We start from the raw sequence: 19,221 nt of genomic DNA on the forward strand, positions 1-19,221 counted from the left end.
TATTATAGATTATCATGAAGATGTCAGCGCCCCATCTTGATCAGCAATTTCTGAATTTATATCAACAACATCACTTGTGGATTTATCACTGGCTGTACAAAAAATTAGGTAATTCCTCTGATGCAGCAGATTTAGCACAAGATACTTTTATACGCGTATTTGCAAAAAAACAAATATTGGAGCTACAACAACCACGAGCTTATCTTACCAAAATTGCCAAGGGTTTGATGATTAACTGGATTCAGCGTAAACAAATTGAACGTGCTTATTTAGAGGTATTGGCAGAACAACCAGAATATCACCACCCATCCCCAGAACATAATCTTATGATTATTGAAGCGCTAACGGAAATTTTTTATCTATTGTCCGAATTACCGGATGTTGTACAACAAGCTTTTTTATTTGCGCAACTTGAAGGCAAAAAACATCAACAAATCGCTGAAGAATTAAATATTTCCGTCAGTACGGTAAAACGATATATTCAACAAGGCTATTTACAATGTTTAACCGTGATGCTTGATGATGAGGACGACATCCATTCATGAAGCGACAGAAGCGACAGAAACAACAGATTTTAGAACAGGCTAGTCAATGGTTAACACGCTTACAGGAAGGTAATTTATCCGATGAAGAAAAAAAACAATTACTAAACTGGCAGAATCAAAGTCCATATCACCAAAAAATATGGAAAACGGCCTTGGATCTGCACCATAAACTTTCTGAATTACCTCAAGACGTGACATTACCTGTTATTCATAAATTACGAAAAGAACAAACAACCTCCTATAAAAAATACGTATGGCTATTGGCTGCTCTGCCTGTATTGTCGGCCATTTACTACGGCAATGAACAGCAACAATGGTTGGCTGATTATCGTAGTCCTGTCGGTCAACAAACTACGGTACACCTGCCTGATGGTGGAAAAATTATTCTAAATGGCTTATCTGCAATTGATGTTGATTATTCACAACAACAACGAACGATCATATTACGCAAGGGTGAAATTTGGATCGAAACGCATCCGGATCAATTAAAACGTCCATTTATCGTACAAACCAAACAAGGTTCTGCACAAGCATTAGGTACTCAATATTTGGTTCGAATGGAAGCACAACAATCTTTTGTCGCAGTGAATAAAGGCGCTGTTAAAATCACCACATTAAATAGCAAACAATCCAAAATTTTACATAGCCATCAACAAACTTATTTTAGCCAGTACACCCTAAATACACCGCAAAATATAGATATGGCAGAAATTGCATGGACCAAAGGTTTTATCATGGTCAATGATTTACCTTTACAGCAGTTTATCCAGCGATTAAAACCATATCAAAAAGGCATTATTCATATTGATCCTGCGATTGCATCCATTAAAATTTCAGGAACATATCCAATTCACGATCTGGATGGTATCTATAGTATGCTGGCACATACCTATGCATTAGACATCCATGATTACGCCAATCATTATTTCATTCATATCAAGGCGAAATAAAAAACTTCGGAGTTGATGAGCTATTTTTGATTTTCAACTGGCATTAGATAGGAAAGCGTTTCATTCTTATTTAGTGAGGATTTTCATGAAAAATAAAATGCTTAAATCAACCTCAAGACCATTGGTTAAAGCACTTCGTGGCATTATGCTCTGTAGCATACTTGGGGCATCCATTCATGCTTTGGCAAACGATCAACAATCACAACATTACCAAATTGCAGCAGGACAACTGGGACAAACTTTATCAAATTTTGCCATGCAATCTGGAATTGCTCTTTCATTTGATCCGACATTAACACAAGGATTAAATTCAAAAGGGTTAAATGGTCAATATAATTTACAACAGGGCTTTAACGAACTACTCAAAGGCACACAATTGCATCTCGTGAAACGTTCAGATGGAAGTTGGACTATTGAGAAAAAAACTCAAATTAAAACCACGACATCAAGTCATCAATCAAATGATATTGCCGTTTTACCCACATTAACCGTAAATAGTCAACAATCTGCCACAACTGAAAATACACAGTCATTTGCAACGCAAAATGCCACTGTATTTCGAGGAATCAGCCGTCTAAAAGATATTCCACAACCTGTTACGGTCATTACTCGTGATTATATGGATACCCGTGGCTTACTTGATCTTCATGCTGTGATGCAAAATACTCCTGGCGTAAATGTCGATTATACAGACAGTGAACGGGTCAACTACTACTCTCGTGGACATCAAATTGATGTATTACAAATTGATGGCCTTACCATGAGTCAGGATGGCTCATTATTTATTCAGCCAGATACTGCTGTATTGGATCGTATTGAAATTTTACGTGGTGCTTCCGGTTCATTACGTGGCGCCGGAAATCCATCGGCTGCCGTCAATATGGTCCGTAAACGCCCCACCAAAGACTTTCAGTCAAATCTAGAATTCTCTGTCGGCTCATGGGATCGAAGACGTGTTAGTGCAGATGTATCCACACCACTAAACAGCTCTGGTTCTGTTCGGGCAAGGGTTATTGGGGTTATTGATGACAAAGAATTCTTCCAAAAAGCCAGAACAGAAAAAAAAGATGTTCTTTATGCTGTCATTGAAGCTGATCTAACAAATAAAACAACTGCGACTTTAAGTTTTCAACATACCGATATTGATGCAACCGGTGCATGGGGGAACTTACCAAGTAATTTTGATGGCTCTTCTTTAAATTTAGCTCGGAATACTTATCTTGGTACAGATTGGAATCAATGGAATAGATATAACCAGCAAACCTACTTTGCACTTGAGCATCACTTTGATAATGACTGGAAAATTAATTTAGATGCAAGTCATATCAAGCAAAGAATGAAACAAGACAATGACTATGGTTTCCTACAAAGCTATTTCACAAGAAGCAGCAGCACTAATCCATATTTGTTTACTGTGACAACATCTGCTTACGATGGTGGGAAACGTGATCAAGATAATATCAATTTATCTGCAAATGGCAGCTATTCATTATTCGGTCGCCAACATGAAGCATTGATTGGTGGTGAATGGCGGCGTATCAAAGAAGTTGGTTCTAAAGGCTATTACAATATTAACAAACTGACCAATGTTGACATTCGTACTTGGGATCCTTCAAATAGCTATCCTCAACCTACGTATGCCGATATTACCTCAGGAACTGCTTATCAAGCTGCCGATAGCCATACCACACAAAAAGCTATTTATGCTAGAACCAGAGTTTCAATCACAGATCCACTCAATCTATTACTAGGTGGTCGTTTAAACTGGTGGGAATATGATAGGCTGGGTTCAACAAACTCAGACTACAAAGTTTCTCAGGAATTTACGCCTTTTGTTGGCTTGACCTATGACATTACACCTGAAGTGACCGCATATACAAGTTACACCAGTATTTTTAGTCCACAACAGGCATATAACTCTTCAGGAGAATTATTAAAACCCGTCCGTGGTAAAGATTATGAACTTGGATTAAAAAGTAGCTGGCTCAATGATCAATTAAATGCATCATTATCATTATTTAATATTGAAAATGAGGGCAAAGCCATTGACGATCTATCCAGTAGTAACCCATGCACACCATATTATACATCGGGATATTGTAAAATTGCCGATGGATTAACCAAGAGCAAAGGTTGGGAAATTGAAGTTGCTGGGAAAATTACAGCAAACTGGCAAATCATGGCAAGTTATACCAACACCCATACCAAATATGTGAAAGATTCAAGTAGTGCAAATCAGGGACAACCGCTAAGAAGCATTGATCCACGTCATATTGGAAACCTGTTTAGCAGTTATAAATTCAGCTCAGGAATTTTCGATGGCTTAACTATTGGTGCAGGACTACAGGCCCGAAGTGATAGCTACGTTACTTCTGGTACAGTTACGGCACGTCAGGGAGGTTACACAGTTTATAATGCTATGCTTGGTTATGAATTTACACCAAATCTGTCTGCTCGCTTTAACTTTAACAATATCTTTGACAAAGTATATTATGCAAAATACGGTGCAACCGGGATCAATGATTATTATGGCGATCCAAGAAACTTAAACTTTACTGTTCAGGTAAAATTCTAGTCTTTTCGAAGATTGATGAATAAAACCAAAAGAAATGGCTAATTTTTATTAGCCATTTCAGTCAATTTGAATAAAGAATGATATACAAATAATTCTCATTACCATAATATATTCAAATTATCCATTCTGTATGTATTTGTCACATATGAATGCCACATTAAATTTTCATCAAAGTCAGTTTATCGCCGCTCTGTATCAGGAAAACTATACATGGCTTTACGCATGGCTAATTAAAAAACTAAAACAACAGGAATATGCTGAAGACATTCTTCAGGATACTTTTTATAGAATTATTAAATTACCACCTTCAACCATTATTCATCACCCCAGATCCTATCTGGCACAAACCGCAACCAGAATTATTATTGATCAGGCACGACGCAAACAAGTGGAACAAGCCTATCTAGACTACCTATCTGCACAAGATGCACAATATAACCTCGAAACACCTGAAAATATTTTATTAGCAGTTGAATTACTGGATCGTATTGCTACCATGCTCGATGGCATGGATGAAAAAATACGTCAGATTTTTCTGTTACGTTATCTGGAAGACTTAAATCAACTGGAAATTGCCGAGCAATTACAATTATCACGCCGCCAGGTGCAATTGGCATTAATTAAAGCCATTCAGCACTGTGATTATATTTTACAAACTGCCTAATATATGACTCATTTAACCTCTTCCACGGATGACGATATTTCTGCTCAAGCAGCAGAATGGCTGGTTTTGCTCGATGATGATCCCAATGAACAAACCCAACAACAATTTGCATTATGGTTAGCACAAGATCCACGTCACGTTGAAGCAATCGAACGGATGCAAAATTTATTGGGCGAGGTCGAACAATTTAAACGGCATTATCAACAACATCAAATCAGTAAAAAAATTCTCAATGACACCCTAAATAATACCCGACACTATCGTCTGCATTTTGCTTATAAAAGCGTTTTGGCATTGTTTATGGTCAGTGCCTTAATTGTTTTCTTCAGTTTGCAATATGCGCCTTTGGATTACTGGACAGCGGATAAACGCAATACCAGTCAGTCATGGCAACAACAACAATTACCGGATCACAGCCAAATTAAAATGAGTGGAAAAACTGCCTACAATATTGATTATGATCAACATCATCGTCAAATTGAATTATTGCAAGGCAACATTTTGGTCGATGTGGCCAAAGATCCATCCCGGCCATTTCTGGTTAAAACAACTCATGGAACAGTCCGTGCATTGGGAACACGTTTTATTGTCACACAGGATGGACAACACACCATTGTAACCATGCTGGAATCCAAAACACTGGTCTGGTCAACCACAGCACAGCAACAGCCTGTATCTCTAATTGCAGGCCAACGCATTGAAATTGGCGCTCAGGGTTTATTATCCCGTAAGCCTATACAAATTAATTCACAATTATTTGAAAATGCATGGCAATCCCAAATGCTGGTTGCCAATGGTGAATCCCTGACTGACGTACTAGATTATCTTGCCATGTATTATCCGGGCAAAATTTTATTTGATCGTCAGAAGTTGGCAAAGATTCAGGTGACTGCCACTTTACCACTTAATCATATTGATCAGGCATTACAGCAATTGGCAAAAGAACTACACTTAAACGTACAAAACGATCTACCCTATCGTATTCAGATCACCCGACAATAATTATTTTATTGAAAAAGGTGCAAAAACAAATTTGCTTCGTCTCTTTTAGGTACCACCAATCATGGATATAGGGTCCTTTTATGACAATTTTAGCAAAATCAAACCGGATGATCGTCAAACCTTTAAGTTTAGCCATTCAAATTAGTCTTTTTGCAGGCAGTACATTTTTGATCTGTCATCCGGCTTATGCACAAAGCAATGCCTCACAATTTTATAATATTCCAGCAGGCCAGCTTAGTGATGCTCTGGTAAGTTTCTCCTTACAATCAGGTACAACACTTACCGTAGATCATCAAAAGCTTAAAGGGTTTAGCAGTCAGGCATTAAAAGGCTCTTATACAATTGAAGATGGTTTCAATCAATTATTACAACAAACACCCTACCAAATTCAGAAGAATGCCGCAGGATACGGACTGGTTGAAAAACCGCGAAAAACCGCCTCACCCCAACATTATGTAGGACAGCTTAAACAACTTGATATCCAAGCCAAAGGCTCAAATCCTTCTGGTGAAGTTGCCCAACTTCCTGCCATTACTGTGAATGCCAGTGACAACACTCCATTAAATCGACAAACCACAATCGGTGTATTAGGCAATAAAAAAGTTCTGGACACACCATATTCAGTCAATGTTAAAACAGCCGAAGAAATCGAAGAACGTCAAACCAATTCTCTGGGAAAAATATTTGTAGGTGATCCAAGTATTGTTACTCAAGTCAACTCTTATAGCAGCGGCTGGAGTACACCGGTATCCATTCGTGGCTTACAACTGGATGTTTCCAATAGTTATAAGGTCAATGGCCATACTGTCAGCGCATGGGGTGGAGAATTTCCTGTTGAAGTCACAGAAAGTGTAACAGCCATAAAAGGTTTATCTGGATTAATGTATGGCTTTGCATCCCCCGGCGGAACGATTGATTATCAAACCAAACAACCAACAGAAAATGATCTTCTTACCACTACTGTGGGTTATCGTAGTGCTGGCATCTTTTCTGCTCACCTAGATGCTGGTGGACGCATTGGAGAAGACAAACAGTTTGGCTATCGCTTCAATATCGCTAAGGAAAAAGGCGAAACCTATAATGGCTCTGATGCTGATAATCTGGTCACTGGTCTGGCTCTGGATTACCGCATTACTCCTGATCTGGTCTGGAAAGGTGAAGTGATTTATCAGGATCGCCATCTGGATAATGAAGCAACCATGTTTATGTTCGGCTCATATACAGGCACGGCTTTGCCAAAAGCCATCAGTGGTAGTAAAAAACATATTGTTAATGGTGCATTTTATACCATACACACTGCCTTGGCAGATACAGGATTATATTGGCAAATTAATGATGACTGGAAAGCTCAATTAAGTTATGCCTATGCCAGACAACGCAATTATGTAAACAAAACCTTTGGCTATATTCTTAATCAGACGGGAGACTACAGCATCAATATGTATGAGTTGGGTGGTGTTGATATTCGTCAACAAACTCAGGCAATATTAACAGGGCAATTTGATACTGGTTTCTTAAAGCACGAACTGGTTACAGGTGCATCTTATCGCAAGAACTCAGGTAGTTACTCGAGTTATGATTGGTATGCAAATGTGGGTTCAGGCAATATCTATCAGGAAAATAGCACTTCCTATGCCAATAAGAACTCGTTTACTTTGACTGACTCAGGAAATCTATATCAAAAAGAACTTTTTGCCAGCGATACCATTCATTTTAATGAACACTGGCAAGCGCTACTTGGTGCAAGATTTACCCAATACAATGACCAAAGCTCAGATTACCGTAAAGATGTTACCACACCAACCTATGCATTAATTTACAAACCAGTAGAAAACCTTGCCATCTATGCCAGTTATGTCGAAGCATTACAAGCAGGTAAAGAAGTAAGTGCCAGTGCCAGTAAACCCTATGCCAATGCAGGACAAACGCTGGATCCAACCATCAGTGAACAGTACGAAATCGGGGCAAAATATGATCATTCCAAATGGAATGCCTCCATCGCTTTTTATCGTCTGGAAAAAGCCGCACAAATTGATGAATATCGTGGTTCATTACTGTACCTGACTCAAAATGGTATTACTCGCTATCAGGGAATTGAGTTAATCGGAGGTTATAAATTTAGTCCAGATCTCAATATTAATGCCGGATTATTACTGGCAGATCCAACACTGGAAAAATTAACTTCTGGGAATGAAGCTTTACAGGGTAATCGCCCAGCAGGTACCTCCAAAATACAGGCTGTTTTACAAACCAACTGGACTGTACCTTATTGGCAAGGGGTGAGCATACACAGTGACATCCGATATTTTGGCAATAATTATTATAATGATAAGAACAGCCTACTTCTTCCAAGTTACACACTGGTTAATCTCGGAGGTGCCTATAAAACCCGGATATCCAACACTCCTGTAACCTTCCGTGCCGATATTAACAACTTGTTCAATAAAAAATACTGGATGAACTCCGGTGTTGGTGAACCTCTAACCTTAGCACTCAGTGCAAAAATAGACTGGTAAAATTTGGGGGCAAATATAAGTATTATATTTGCCCTATTTATTGATAAAAAGTACATATCTAAGAAACCAGAAAAATCTTTAATTCACACATAACCATTAATCAAATAAAAAAATTACCTCGAAAAATAAAACAGCGCTTAATAATTTTCCCAAATCAACCGTTAGGATGATTTTTTTAAAAGATAAATTAAATATTCTAAATTCAGATCGATACTTATGCGTCAAGTGTCTTAAAAATTTTATGTATTCACAGAGATAGATCAATTGATCTATCTCTGTCTGAAGATAACAGCTTGACGTAAGCTCACACTGATTTGAGGTTTTGAACATGCAACACAATACAAAAATTGACTTTCTCTATCTTTCAGAACAAGACATGATTCAGGCTGGAGTCACTGATATGCCGAGCTGCGTTGATACAATGGAAGAAATGTTTGCACTGTTATATCAGGGTGATTATCGTATGGCTGGACCAAATAGCGATTCCCATGGTGCCATGGTTATTTTTCCAGAAAGCTCTCCATTTCCAACCATGCCAAAACCCACTGCCGATCGGCGATTCATGGCTATGCCAGCCTATCTTGGTGGGAGATTTCAGACAGCAGGTGTAAAATGGTATGGATCAAATATTGATAATCGTAATAAAGGCTTACCCCGGTCCATCTTAATGTTTACACTTAATGACGTAGATACTGGTGCACCCCTAGCCTATATGTCTGCAAACCTGTTATCTGCCTATCGTACTGGTGCAATTCCCGGCGTAGGTGCTCGTCATCTGGCACGCAAGGATTCACGTGTCATTGGTCTGGTTGGCCCTGGCGTAATGGGTAAAACTTCTATTTCCGCTTTCGTTGCCGTATGTCCAAAAATTAATACTATCAAAATCAAGGGACGTAGTGCAGCCAGTATTCAGGAATTTATAAACTGGTTAAAAGAAAACCATCCACAAATTAAATCTATTCAAGTTGTAGATTCGATTGAAGAAGTTGTTCGAGATTCGGACATTATCACTTACTGTAATTCAGGAGAAACAGGAAATCCAGACTTGTATCCTCTGGTGAAACATGAATGGATTAAACCAGGTGCCTACCTTGCCATGCCAGCCTATTGCAATATTGATGAGGCCATGCAGCAAAAATCAGTCCGCAAAGTACTGGATAATCCCGGAATGTATGAGGCTTGGTTTGAAGAAGTACCAAAACCAGCACATGTACATATTCCACTGATTGGAGTTAAATTCTTGGACATGATTGCAGAAGGAAAAATGACATATGATGATGTAGAAGATCTAGGAAAAATTGTCTCAGGAAATGCTCCTGGACGTCGAAATGATGAGGAAATCATCATCATGTCTGTAGGTGGTATGCCAGTTGAAGATGTGGCATGGGGAACAGTCATTTATCACAATGCACTTGCCAAAGGAATCGGTACGAAACTGAATCTATGGGAAACTCCGGCATTACGTTAATTATTAATCTAAAAAAATCAATATTTTTCATTACTCATTAGCATAGAAGGTAACGCAATCATGACCAAAATCATCAAGGTAAAAACTGGCTCAAAATTTGAAGAAAAAGGTAGTTATTCACGCATCGTTGCAGTAGATAACTGGATTTTTGTTTCCAATACCGCAGGTCGCCATCCTGAAACTAAAATTATCCCTGAAGATATTGCAGCACAAACACAACAGGTTTTTGCCAATATTGAAAGTGCCTTGCATGCTGTTGAATCAAATTTGGCAGATGTGGTGTTTTCTCGAGTCTTTATTCAGGATCCTACAGATACAGAAATCGTTATGGGAATTGTCGGAGAAAAATTTCGTGGCATTAATCCAGCAACCACAGTGACCTGCCCACCACTTGGCTCTACAGTTTATAAAGTTGAATTGGAAGTTACTGCATTTAGAGGTGCATCAAATGCAGATGTAGAAGAAATTACCCTTAACATTTAACCAATATTTTAAGCGATACAAAGTATTACTTTAAAAGAGGCTTGCACCATGAGACCCACGATTGCTCCCGTACAGACATCTTCATCATTTCCATCCTCTACAACAGTTATTATTATTGGTGGTGGAATTGTAGGTCTAACAGCAGCATTGACACTTGCCGAACGAAATATCCCTGTTGTAGTACTAGAAAAAGGTAAAATTGCCGCCGAACAGTCTTCCAGAAATTTGGGCTGGATTCGTAAAACCAGTCGTCTTGCAGAAGATCTCCCACTTGCCCAGGCATCTGATCGATTATGGGCAAACATGTCCTCACGGGTAGGTGCCGATGTTGGTTATCGGCAGGCAGGAATTCTGTTTGTTGCTCGTACAGAAGCACAAATGGCCATACATGAAAACTGGTTAAAATCTGTAGCGCAACACTCAGTTGATTCGCAATTATTATCGGCAAAAGGCATTCAACAGCGTGTTCCCGGAAGCCAGACTCAATGGCATGGAGGAATTTTTACACCATCTGACGGCCGTGCTGAACCCACTTTGGCATCCAGTGCTATTGCTAAAGCAGCTATGGCAAAAAACGCTATCATTCTTGAAAATTGTGCTGTACGTACACTTAATTTTACCGCTGGTAAAGTCAGCGGTGTTATCACCGAGCATGGCGAAATTCAATGTGACCAAGTGCTACTTGCTGGAGGTCTTTGGTCAAGACGGTTTCTAGGTAATCTTGGCATTAATTTACCCACTTTACCTCTTATTTGCTCAGTATTACGAACTAAACCTATGCAAGGGCCAACGGATATTGCTGTTGGTGCTCCAGATTTTTCTTTTCGCAAACACAAAGATGGTGGTTTTATCATTACTCAACGCGGTGCTTTGGATGCACCAATTACACTGGATCATCTATTGATTGGTACACGATATTTATCACAATTGAAAGGCCAGCGGGATTTTTTACGCATTTCGTTGTTTAGCCAATATGGATTAAATGACCTTAAACTCGCACGTCAATGGTCTGCGGATAAAGTCTCACCTTTTGAACAATGCAGAATTATGGATCCTGATAGTAACCCATTACTCAATCATGAAGCAGTACATCACTTAAAAACTGCATGGCCAGTTTTTTCACATGCTGAAATTGCCAACGCATGGGCAGGCGTGATTGATGTAACACCTGATTCCAATCCCGTTATTGATAACATGCAGAGTATTCCAGGACTTACGCTAGCCACAGGTTTTTCTGGACATGGTTTTGGCACGTCTCCTGCTGCGGGTCAACTGGCTGCAGATCTGATTTCTGGACATACACCAATCGTGGATCCATATCCGTACCGCTTTGCACGATTTCAATAAAAATGAATGAGCAATGTTCAATTATTAAGGAAAACTATTGTGAACCTAGCAGGACAATGTTTTTAAAATTAATTCCTGTTTACTGTTTACCATAGTTTTTTGAAAAATATGCTGAAGATGCGTTTTAACTGTAGCCAAACTAACAAACAATTCATCAGCAATATCTTGATTTTTCTTGCCTTGTAAAATCAAGGTCATCACTTTTTGTTCTCTAGCAGTTAAATGTTCTATATGATTATATACAGGCAATATTTCGGTATCCTGCTGTATCATTTGCATTTGAAATTTTGCCATAGAATAACAACTATCAATAATTGTAATTTCCTGATCAGAAAATACACCTTCATCTGAGGATCGAATCAAACTAATGCCACAAATGGAATTTTGGTCTTTCTTAAAAAATAATTCGATGTTATCGACGACAGAATTTTCATATAAAAAATCCTGATAAGGTTCAGGAATAGATCTATCCTGCAAACGGGCCATTTCCATCGTGTTATGTTTATTATTTTTTACATAAATTGGGTCATAATCACACATATTTTTCAGATAATAGTCGATGGCATTTTCACTGAGATTTTTGGCATGATAAGCGTGAATATTTGCCGTATCCAACGTCACATCATAGGAAAAAAAACGGGTAAAAGGGACAGCCTTGGTAATTGAAAAAATGAAATGATCTACAAAAGTTACCCAGCCTCTACATTCCATCACTATACCTTCAATATAAAAATATTCTGTATGAGATAAAGCAGAAAACATGCCACTATTATAAAAATCTAATAAAAAATAGAATCAAGCAAGCCCACAACCTGATTCTCTGATTAACATTAATTAAATAAATTTAAAAAGAGTAACTCAAAATAATTGAATAATAAAAATTTAATTTATGGTTACCATTTTGCAATCCATTATTAGTATCATCATCTTCAGGTTTATAAAAAGCCAAAACAGGAGATAACATGAGTTTTTCATTAATATTCCACACCCCATAAATATCCAACTCTTTTCCAGATAAATTAGGTGCATCCACCTTATTTAAGGTGTCAAATTTATAGAAAATTGCTCCAAAACTCAGATTTTCTTTAGGAGAAAAATTTAAACCTACTGTAGAAATCTGGGTATTATTATTAAAAGGTCCTGAATAATTATAAGCAACCTCACCTTGAAACCAAGTCCCATACTCTGCTGCGCCTACAAATAAATTATCCCAATTTTCAGAAAATCTTGAATATCTTACAAAAATGGAAGGCTCCCATTTTAGATTAGAAAATATATAACCTGTTTTTATATACCAGGCATTGGCAGTATCGCTATTTTTCTTATTCTGATATGCATATTCAAAAGAGAATAGTGCATTTTGAAGATTTAAATTACTTGTACCATGCAAGCTATAAACTTTCATTTTTTCACGAAATGCATTTGTACCTAAAGTTTCAGGAGTTGCCAGATAATGATCTAAAGAATTATTTTGTAAATAAGTAAATTCTAAATGATGCTTATTATACTGGTAATTAAGATTTGTACCTGTAAAACGTGCATACATTTGAATTGGATTATTAGATTTAAAAGTAAATAGACTCAGGGAGATAGGTTTGTTTTTAGCCAACTTAAGTATTGCAGTATCCTTAAAATTACGATGCCCTGCCAAATAGTATGTTCCACCACCATCATGATGATATTGTTTTGGAAAGGCAGGGGCATTTCCTAAATTAGGCGCGTCTGCACAAATGAGAAAACCATCTCCCAAACATAAATTTTGCCGACCATAAGAAATATCCAAACCATCTTCACCCAGTATAGGAAAAATATTTCCAGATTTCCATCCAATATAGGCATCCTCTATTTTTGTAGCAGATTCTGAACCATCAGTATATCCGCCAGCATCTCCATCACCCAAAGTTACTGCTGTCACTAAACTTGTTTTAGCATATACAGTTCCTTCATTAGCTATTTTTTTATTTATTCCCAAACCATATTGAACATAGCCTTCCTGCCAATTATATTTTTGATTTTCTGTTTCTGGAATATATCCTTTATTACTATGAAACATCCCCAAAGTTCCATTAACGGTTGCATAAATTTCTGTGTTTTTTTGCTGATACAATGAAATTTCTGCATATACAGCAGAAGCACTCAAGGCACTAAAATTAATTAAATTTCCATAAAAAAACCAATATAATTTGTTTTTCATTTACTTTTCCTTTTTAGTTAAAACAGTAATAGATTTTTGAGTAAAATTCACAGTCAAAGTTAAGCTTTTTATAAAATTATTAATTACTTCATTAAAAATAGAAATACATCAAATTTTTCAAGCTTTTCTCAAACCACTAAAATTTCAACAATGTCTATTTTTTATTCTTAATTTATTTTTTGCTATCAAAAAAAGGCAATTTTTTATTTTAAATTTTAATATTTAACGAAATTTGCCCAATTTTGATAACACTTCTCCTTGTGCAATTCCTAAACTGAAATTCAATTAACTATGGAGAACAACATGTCAAATGAAAATCAGCTTAAAAAAGGAAGCCTTGGTCTTCTTGCTATTGTATTTTTTGTAGTTGCAGCGGCTTCTCCATTAACTGGAGCTGTTGGTGGTTTACCGATTGCCTTTTTTATTGGCAATGGTGCTGGTGTACCAGGTGTGTATCTTCTTGCTGGTTTATTACTATTTTTATTTAGTTTTGGTTTTGTGGCCATGAGCCGTTACGTCATTAATTCCGGCGCTTTTTATGCATACATTATTCAGGGACTTGGGATTACCTGTGGTTTGTCTGGTTTAAATCTGGCATTGTTAGGTTATACCTGTATGCAACTCGCTGTCAGCTCAATGTTTGGTTTTTTTACCGATCAATTAATTCAATCATTTGATTTACATTCTCCATTGAGTTGGTGGATGTATGCCATTATTATGCAAGTGATCGTTGTGATCTTGGGCATTGCCAAAGTAGAAATTGGCGGAAAAATTCTAGGTATTTTATTGTTATGCGAAATCGGGATTATTTTTCTACTTGATCTGTTTATTTTAAAACAACCTTTGTCTTTTGAATTTAGTTCATTTACACCTTCAATTTTTTTTGCTGGAAATTTTGGAATTTCCATGGTCTTTGCAATTTGTTCATTTATTGGTTTTGAAGCAACCGCAATTTACGCTGAAGAATGCAAACATCCTCAAACAACCATTCCTCGTGCTACATTTATTGCTGTTACCATAATCACCTTATTTTTTGCGTTCAGCGCTTGGGCTTTAGTACAATTTATTGGTGCACAGAATATTGCTCAAATTGCAGCAGCCGACCCAAACTTATTTATATTTAATATTGCAGAACAACTATTAGGCAGTTGGTCTATTCAAGTCATGTCTATTTTATTGGTGACAAGCTTATTTGCAGCATCGCAAGCTTTTCATAATTCATTATCTCGTTATCTTTTTACAATGGGGAGAGATAAATTATTTTGGTCAAAAATTGCAAAAACACACCCAATACACCAGACACCTTATGTTGCAAGTATAATTCAGGGTGTTTTTATGATCATCATGCTTTTGGTCTTCGGTATTTCACAACTTGATCCAATGACCGATGTATTCGCATGGTCATCTTTACTGGGTAGCATGACCGTATTAATTTTACAAATTGGCGTATCTATTGCAGCAATTCGGTTCTTTCAACGTAATCATCATTTGCCTGTATCATTATGGAGCAGAATGATTGCACCATTTTTGGCAACACTGGGCATGCTCTTTGTTCTATTTAACGTCTTAGAAAATATTAAGGTATTAAGTGGCTCATCTTCTTCAATAATTTTAATTTTGCCATTTTTCATTATCTTATGCTTTGCTGTTGCAGTCCTAACTTCACAATATTTAAAAAGAAAAGATCCTAGCCTCTATGCAAAGTTAGGGCAATTAATTAAGCTCGTTTAATAAAATATGGGTCCACTTTCATAATTAGTGGACTTACTATTATCAAATCATAATAGATAAGGGAAATAAGCTATATAATTTATATATTGGAATTATTTTAAGAACTTTAATTAACCATATTGGTATATATTTTGCTTATACAACATTATTGATTTAATTGCGAAATAATAAAATGCCATGCAATGAATATGATAAATTTTATCGAGCATCTAATATTCAGGAAGCTTCTTATCACACTATGCTGCTTGATAGTTGGGATCTATCATATAATCAAACTACTTCAGGACGATTCCAAAGTTGCTTAAATGAAATTAATTTTGAAGGCATTCAATTATATGAAGAAAGTTTTATTCCTTCTATCTTTCAAAAAGGATCTGCCAAACCGTTATGTATTAGTTTAGGCATGTTCATGCATTTGGACGAACCTGCTGTATGGAAAGGGAAACAAATCAAAGATAAACACATTCTTTCCATAATTTCAGGTGAAGAAATTATGTTACATACTCCGCAAAATAGTACATTTTTTGCATTAAGTGCACCTTTAGAGTTATTTGAAACTCAATATGATGAAATATTACATCATTCTTCTAAAGTTCTGACTAATCTTGAAATTATTCAACAACTACATCCAAAGTTTTGCTCACTTTTTCATGCACTTTTGAATCAACCCATGTTGATTGCAACAAAAAAATCACGCTCTCAAATTAAACTGGAAATGATTGAGTTAATTAAAACTTATCTTGATCATTTAACTGATCATCCAAATAAATTCAAAGTTTCCACAAAAAAAGCGCATCAAATTGTTAAACAAGCCATCGAAGCTGTACAAAACACTGATGAGTACAATTTGTCTATTAATGATTTATGCTCATTGACCTATACATGCCGAAGAACTTTACAAAATTCTTTTGAGCAGGTGACTGGCCTGAGTCCAGCACTATTTTTTAAATATATGCGACTTAATGCTGTAAGAAAAGTTTTAGCTCAATCAGAAGAAATCATTTCAATTAGTGAAGTCGCCATGAATTTTGGATTTTGGCATTTATCTCAATTTTCGTCAGATTATAAACGGCTTTTTGCTGAATCTCCATCAGAAACCCTCAGAATTAACCGTAGAATTAAACATTTATTTCACTAAACATGATATAATACTCAGTCGGCGAACATAGTCACAGCTTCAATAGTTCAAAGTGCTATGTATTAAAAATTTAGATACTTATTTCAATAATTTTCGCTTGTACGAAAGATACTAAAGCAAGGACGAAATTTTGCTCTAGGAGTTCGATACCAGTTTTAATTATTAGAGCTATCAATAAGATATATATAGTGGAAGATGTACAAACTGAGTGCTAAGTGCAACATCTAAAATCGTTGTTGCACTTGACCTTCGAGACTACCCTTTACTAGTGAGAAAAAAATCCAGAAACATTTAATACCATCACGTTCCTATACATGCTAAACACAGGATCATTCCCACTCAATTGTTGCTGGCGGTTTAGACGATACATCATATACAACACGCGACACATCTTTAATCTCATTCATGATTCGAGTTGAGATTTTATCCACCAGCTCATAAGGTAAATGTGCAAAACGTGCTGTCATAAAATCTACAGTTTCAACTGCACGCAAGGCAATCACCCATGCGTAACGGCGACCATCCCCCACAACACCTACAGATTTAACTGGTTGAAAAACAGCAAATGCTTGTGCAGTTTTATTATACCAACCACTGGCATGAAGCTCCTGCATAAAGATATCATCTGCAAGGCGCAGGATATCTGCATATTCTTTTTTCACTTCACCCAAAATACGGACACCTAAACCTGGTCCCGGAAATGGATGACGATAAATCATGCCATGTGGCAAACCTAAGGTTGTGCCTAATTTACGCACCTCATCTTTAAATAAATCACGTAATGGTTCAACCAGATCAAATGCCAGATCCTCAGGTAAGCCACCTACATTATGATGCGACTTAATGACATGTGCCTTGCCTTGTTTACTTGCAGCAGATTCAATCACATCAGGATAAATTGTACCTTGCGCAAGAAAGCGTACACCATCAAGTTTACGGGCTTCTTCTGCAAAAACTTCGATAAATTCACGGCCGATAATTTTCCGTTTGGCTTCAGGATCAGCCACACCAGCAAGTGCAGACAAGAATCGTTGTTCGGCATCAGCACGAATCACACGAATCCCCATGTTTTCTGCAAACATTTGCATCACTTGATCACCTTCATGCAAGCGAAGCAATCCATTGTCTACGAATACACAGGTAAGTTGATCACCAATTGCTTTATGCAATAAGGCAGCAACGACAGAAGAATCAACGCCACCAGATAATCCAAGCAAGACTTTTTCATCACCAATCTGTTGACGCAGTTGTTCTACACGTAGATCAATAATGTTTTCTGATGTCCATAACCCGCCACATTCACAAATTTTATGAACAAAATTAGATAATAATTCTGCACCTTTTGCTGTATGTGTCACTTCCGGGTGGAATTGTACACCATAAAAACTACGAGCTTGGTCAGATGCCGCAGCAAATGGGCAGCTTGATGTGCTGGCAGTGGTACTAAAACCTTCTGGTAAACGACTTACTTTATCGCCATGACTCATCCAGACATGTAACTGGTTATCCTGATCCTGTAAATCAGCAATCAGTTGGTCACGTTGTTGAATGTCCACTTCTGCATAACCAAATTCATGGACATGGCCTGCTTCTACTTTGCCACCAAGCTGTTCTGCCATGGTTTGAAAACCATAACAAATACCCAGTACTGGTACGCCAAGTTCAAATACAATCTGTGGCGCACGTGGACTACCTTCTTCATGCACACTTTCTGGACCACCAGACAAAATAATACCCTTTGGATTAAAGGCGCGAATATCTTCCTCTGATAGATCAAAGGCATACATTTCAGAATATACGCCTGCTTCACGGACGCGGCGTGCAATGAGTTGGCTATATTGGGAACCGAAATCCAAAATCAGGATGCGATCTTCAGTAATTTGAGTATTGGTAGACATGAGCAATTACTATGCAAGGCTAATAAAGAATAAGCGCAGCATTCTAGCATTTTTATTATTCAGGCGCACTTATTCTTCATCAGCATTTTATTGATAAGAGATTATGGCAAAATTTCAACATGTAATACTTCGATATCCGTTGGTTTATAGCGATGTGTATCTACTTCACCCACAATTTTGACTTTGGTATTTGCTTTAAATTCATGTGGATTTAAAAGCTTATCATCAATTTCGACCTTAATACTGCCTGTCTGATCACGAAATTCATATTCTTCATGGTCATCGGCGTATTGGCGAACTAAGGTTCCGGTTAAAGTCACCCGCGTTTCATCCTGTAATTTTGCTACTTGTGCAGCAGTAACTGGATTTTTTTGACCTTGGGCAATTGCCTGTGCATCATTTCCTGCAAATGCAGCGGATGTAGAAAGAACCATAACGGTTGTCAAAAATGCTGGGATCAATTTTTTCATGTTTTACCTCATTTATGATTTTATGGAAAATTATTGGATCAAACGAACTTACAAAAATTTCGGCACTTTTTCTCCATACTAAGAATAAAAATGAAATACTTTATGTTTTCGTAAGATGTTTTTAGTCTAAACCAGTTGTTTCTGTATAAATATTAAGATTTGTTATGAATAGTCATTGTTTACATGAAAAAATGTAGAAGTCATCTTGAAATATAAAGTTTTTTTAATCCTATACCCTTG

Annotated in this window: 15 protein-coding genes; 11 read left to right on the forward strand and 4 right to left on the reverse strand. The window is 37.0% G+C overall.

The features are described from left to right. Window positions 1-20 precede the first annotated feature (20 nt). The 9 genes from F4V57_RS09795 (at window position 21) to F4V57_RS09835 (ending at window position 11,550) form a co-directional block, all read left to right on the forward strand. Window positions 21-545, forward strand: a complete 525-nt coding sequence (locus F4V57_RS09795; RefSeq protein ID WP_070069412.1) for a sigma-70 family RNA polymerase sigma factor — start codon at window positions 21-23, stop codon at window positions 543-545. Continuing rightward, window positions 542-1,495, forward strand: a complete 954-nt coding sequence (locus F4V57_RS09800; protein ID WP_070069413.1) for a FecR family protein — start codon at window positions 542-544, stop codon at window positions 1,493-1,495. Before F4V57_RS09795 ends, F4V57_RS09800 begins: the two co-directional genes overlap by 4 nt. An 85-nt stretch (window positions 1,496-1,580) precedes the next feature. Then, entirely contained in the window at window positions 1,581-4,070 is a 2,490-nt protein-coding gene (locus F4V57_RS09805) for a TonB-dependent siderophore receptor (RefSeq protein ID WP_081409176.1), read from the forward strand. A 145-nt stretch (window positions 4,071-4,215) separates the two neighbouring features. Then, window positions 4,216-4,734: a sigma-70 family RNA polymerase sigma factor gene (locus F4V57_RS09810; RefSeq protein ID WP_070069414.1), complete on the forward strand. Its 519-nt coding sequence runs from the start codon at window positions 4,216-4,218 to the stop codon at window positions 4,732-4,734. A gap of 3 nt (window positions 4,735-4,737) precedes the next feature. After that, the gene (locus F4V57_RS09815) at window positions 4,738-5,736 is read left to right on the forward strand and encodes a FecR family protein (protein WP_070069415.1); all 999 of its coding nucleotides are present in this window, start codon (window positions 4,738-4,740) and stop codon (window positions 5,734-5,736) included. Between the two features lie 80 nt (window positions 5,737-5,816). Beyond that, on the forward strand, window positions 5,817-8,252 hold the full coding sequence (locus F4V57_RS09820) for a TonB-dependent siderophore receptor (RefSeq protein ID WP_227515668.1): 2,436 nt from the start codon (window positions 5,817-5,819) through the stop codon (window positions 8,250-8,252). Window positions 8,253-8,580: 328 nt separating this feature from the next. Beyond that, window positions 8,581-9,720 (forward strand): tyramine oxidase subunit B, encoded by a 1,140-nt coding sequence (locus F4V57_RS09825; RefSeq protein WP_070069416.1) that lies wholly within the window; start codon window positions 8,581-8,583, stop codon window positions 9,718-9,720. A gap of 60 nt (window positions 9,721-9,780) precedes the next feature. Continuing rightward, window positions 9,781-10,203, forward strand: coding sequence for a Rid family hydrolase (locus tag F4V57_RS09830; protein ID WP_070069417.1), 423 nt, complete (start codon window positions 9,781-9,783; stop codon window positions 10,201-10,203). Between the two features lie 48 nt (window positions 10,204-10,251). Beyond that, on the forward strand, window positions 10,252-11,550 hold the full coding sequence (locus F4V57_RS09835) for an NAD(P)/FAD-dependent oxidoreductase (RefSeq protein ID WP_070069418.1): 1,299 nt from the start codon (window positions 10,252-10,254) through the stop codon (window positions 11,548-11,550). Between the two features lie 45 nt (window positions 11,551-11,595). Here F4V57_RS09835 and F4V57_RS09840 read toward each other — a convergent pair whose 3' ends face one another. Together F4V57_RS09840 and F4V57_RS09845 are read right to left on the reverse strand one after the other, a co-directional pair. Further along, complete coding sequence (locus F4V57_RS09840) at window positions 11,596-12,261, reverse strand: LuxR family transcriptional regulator (protein WP_227515669.1); 666 nt, start codon at window positions 12,259-12,261, stop codon at window positions 11,596-11,598. Between the two features lie 133 nt (window positions 12,262-12,394). Further along, on the reverse strand, window positions 12,395-13,744 hold the full coding sequence (locus F4V57_RS09845; RefSeq protein ID WP_070069420.1) for an alginate export family protein: 1,350 nt from the start codon (window positions 13,742-13,744) through the stop codon (window positions 12,395-12,397). Between the two features lie 303 nt (window positions 13,745-14,047). Between F4V57_RS09845 and F4V57_RS09850 the strand changes: the two genes are divergently transcribed. Both F4V57_RS09850 and F4V57_RS09855 read left to right on the forward strand, forming a co-directional pair. After that, a complete protein-coding gene (locus tag F4V57_RS09850) occupies window positions 14,048-15,475 on the forward strand; it encodes an APC family permease (protein ID WP_070070168.1) in 1,428 nt (475 codons plus the stop codon). Between the two features lie 172 nt (window positions 15,476-15,647). Beyond that, window positions 15,648-16,613, forward strand: coding sequence for a helix-turn-helix domain-containing protein (locus F4V57_RS09855; protein ID WP_070070169.1), 966 nt, complete (start codon window positions 15,648-15,650; stop codon window positions 16,611-16,613). A gap of 329 nt (window positions 16,614-16,942) precedes the next feature. Here the strand turns inward: F4V57_RS09855 and guaA are convergent, their stop codons facing one another. Then, a complete protein-coding gene (gene guaA, locus F4V57_RS09860; RefSeq protein WP_070070170.1) occupies window positions 16,943-18,511 on the reverse strand; it encodes a glutamine-hydrolyzing GMP synthase in 1,569 nt (522 codons plus the stop codon). 101 nt (window positions 18,512-18,612) lie between these two features. Next, window positions 18,613-18,981 carry a NirD/YgiW/YdeI family stress tolerance protein gene (locus tag F4V57_RS09865; protein ID WP_070070171.1) on the reverse strand — a complete coding sequence of 123 codons (369 nt, stop codon included), beginning with the start codon at window positions 18,979-18,981 and terminating at the stop codon, window positions 18,613-18,615. Between the last annotated feature and the right edge of the window lie 240 nt (window positions 18,982-19,221).

Origin of the sequence: Acinetobacter qingfengensis (genome assembly GCF_008693185.1) — a bacterium.
In the GTDB taxonomy this organism is placed as follows: Bacteria; Pseudomonadota; Gammaproteobacteria; order Pseudomonadales; family Moraxellaceae; genus Acinetobacter; species Acinetobacter qingfengensis.

Excerpts from the sequence above, each read along its gene's own strand:
- F4V57_RS09795 (WP_070069412.1), top strand. The coding sequence starts at position 21 with ATGTCAGCGCCCCATCTTGATCAGCAATTTCTGAATTTATATCAACAA.
- F4V57_RS09800 (WP_070069413.1), top strand. The coding sequence starts at position 542 with ATGAAGCGACAGAAGCGACAGAAACAACAGATTTTAGAACAGGCTAGT.
- F4V57_RS09805 (WP_081409176.1), top strand. The coding sequence starts at position 1,581 with ATGAAAAATAAAATGCTTAAATCAACCTCAAGACCATTGGTTAAAGCA.
- F4V57_RS09810 (WP_070069414.1), top strand. The coding sequence starts at position 4,216 with ATGAATGCCACATTAAATTTTCATCAAAGTCAGTTTATCGCCGCTCTG.
- F4V57_RS09815 (WP_070069415.1), top strand. The coding sequence starts at position 4,738 with ATGACTCATTTAACCTCTTCCACGGATGACGATATTTCTGCTCAAGCA.
- F4V57_RS09820 (WP_227515668.1), top strand. The coding sequence starts at position 5,817 with ATGACAATTTTAGCAAAATCAAACCGGATGATCGTCAAACCTTTAAGT.
- F4V57_RS09825 (WP_070069416.1), top strand. The coding sequence starts at position 8,581 with ATGCAACACAATACAAAAATTGACTTTCTCTATCTTTCAGAACAAGAC.
- F4V57_RS09830 (WP_070069417.1), top strand. The coding sequence starts at position 9,781 with ATGACCAAAATCATCAAGGTAAAAACTGGCTCAAAATTTGAAGAAAAA.
- F4V57_RS09835 (WP_070069418.1), top strand. The coding sequence starts at position 10,252 with ATGAGACCCACGATTGCTCCCGTACAGACATCTTCATCATTTCCATCC.
- F4V57_RS09840 (WP_227515669.1), bottom strand. The coding sequence starts at position 12,261 with ATGGAATGTAGAGGCTGGGTAACTTTTGTAGATCATTTCATTTTTTCA.
- F4V57_RS09845 (WP_070069420.1), bottom strand. The coding sequence starts at position 13,744 with ATGAAAAACAAATTATATTGGTTTTTTTATGGAAATTTAATTAATTTT.
- F4V57_RS09850 (WP_070070168.1), top strand. The coding sequence starts at position 14,048 with ATGTCAAATGAAAATCAGCTTAAAAAAGGAAGCCTTGGTCTTCTTGCT.
- F4V57_RS09855 (WP_070070169.1), top strand. The coding sequence starts at position 15,648 with ATGCCATGCAATGAATATGATAAATTTTATCGAGCATCTAATATTCAG.
- guaA (WP_070070170.1), bottom strand. The coding sequence starts at position 18,511 with ATGTCTACCAATACTCAAATTACTGAAGATCGCATCCTGATTTTGGAT.
- F4V57_RS09865 (WP_070070171.1), bottom strand. The coding sequence starts at position 18,981 with ATGAAAAAATTGATCCCAGCATTTTTGACAACCGTTATGGTTCTTTCT.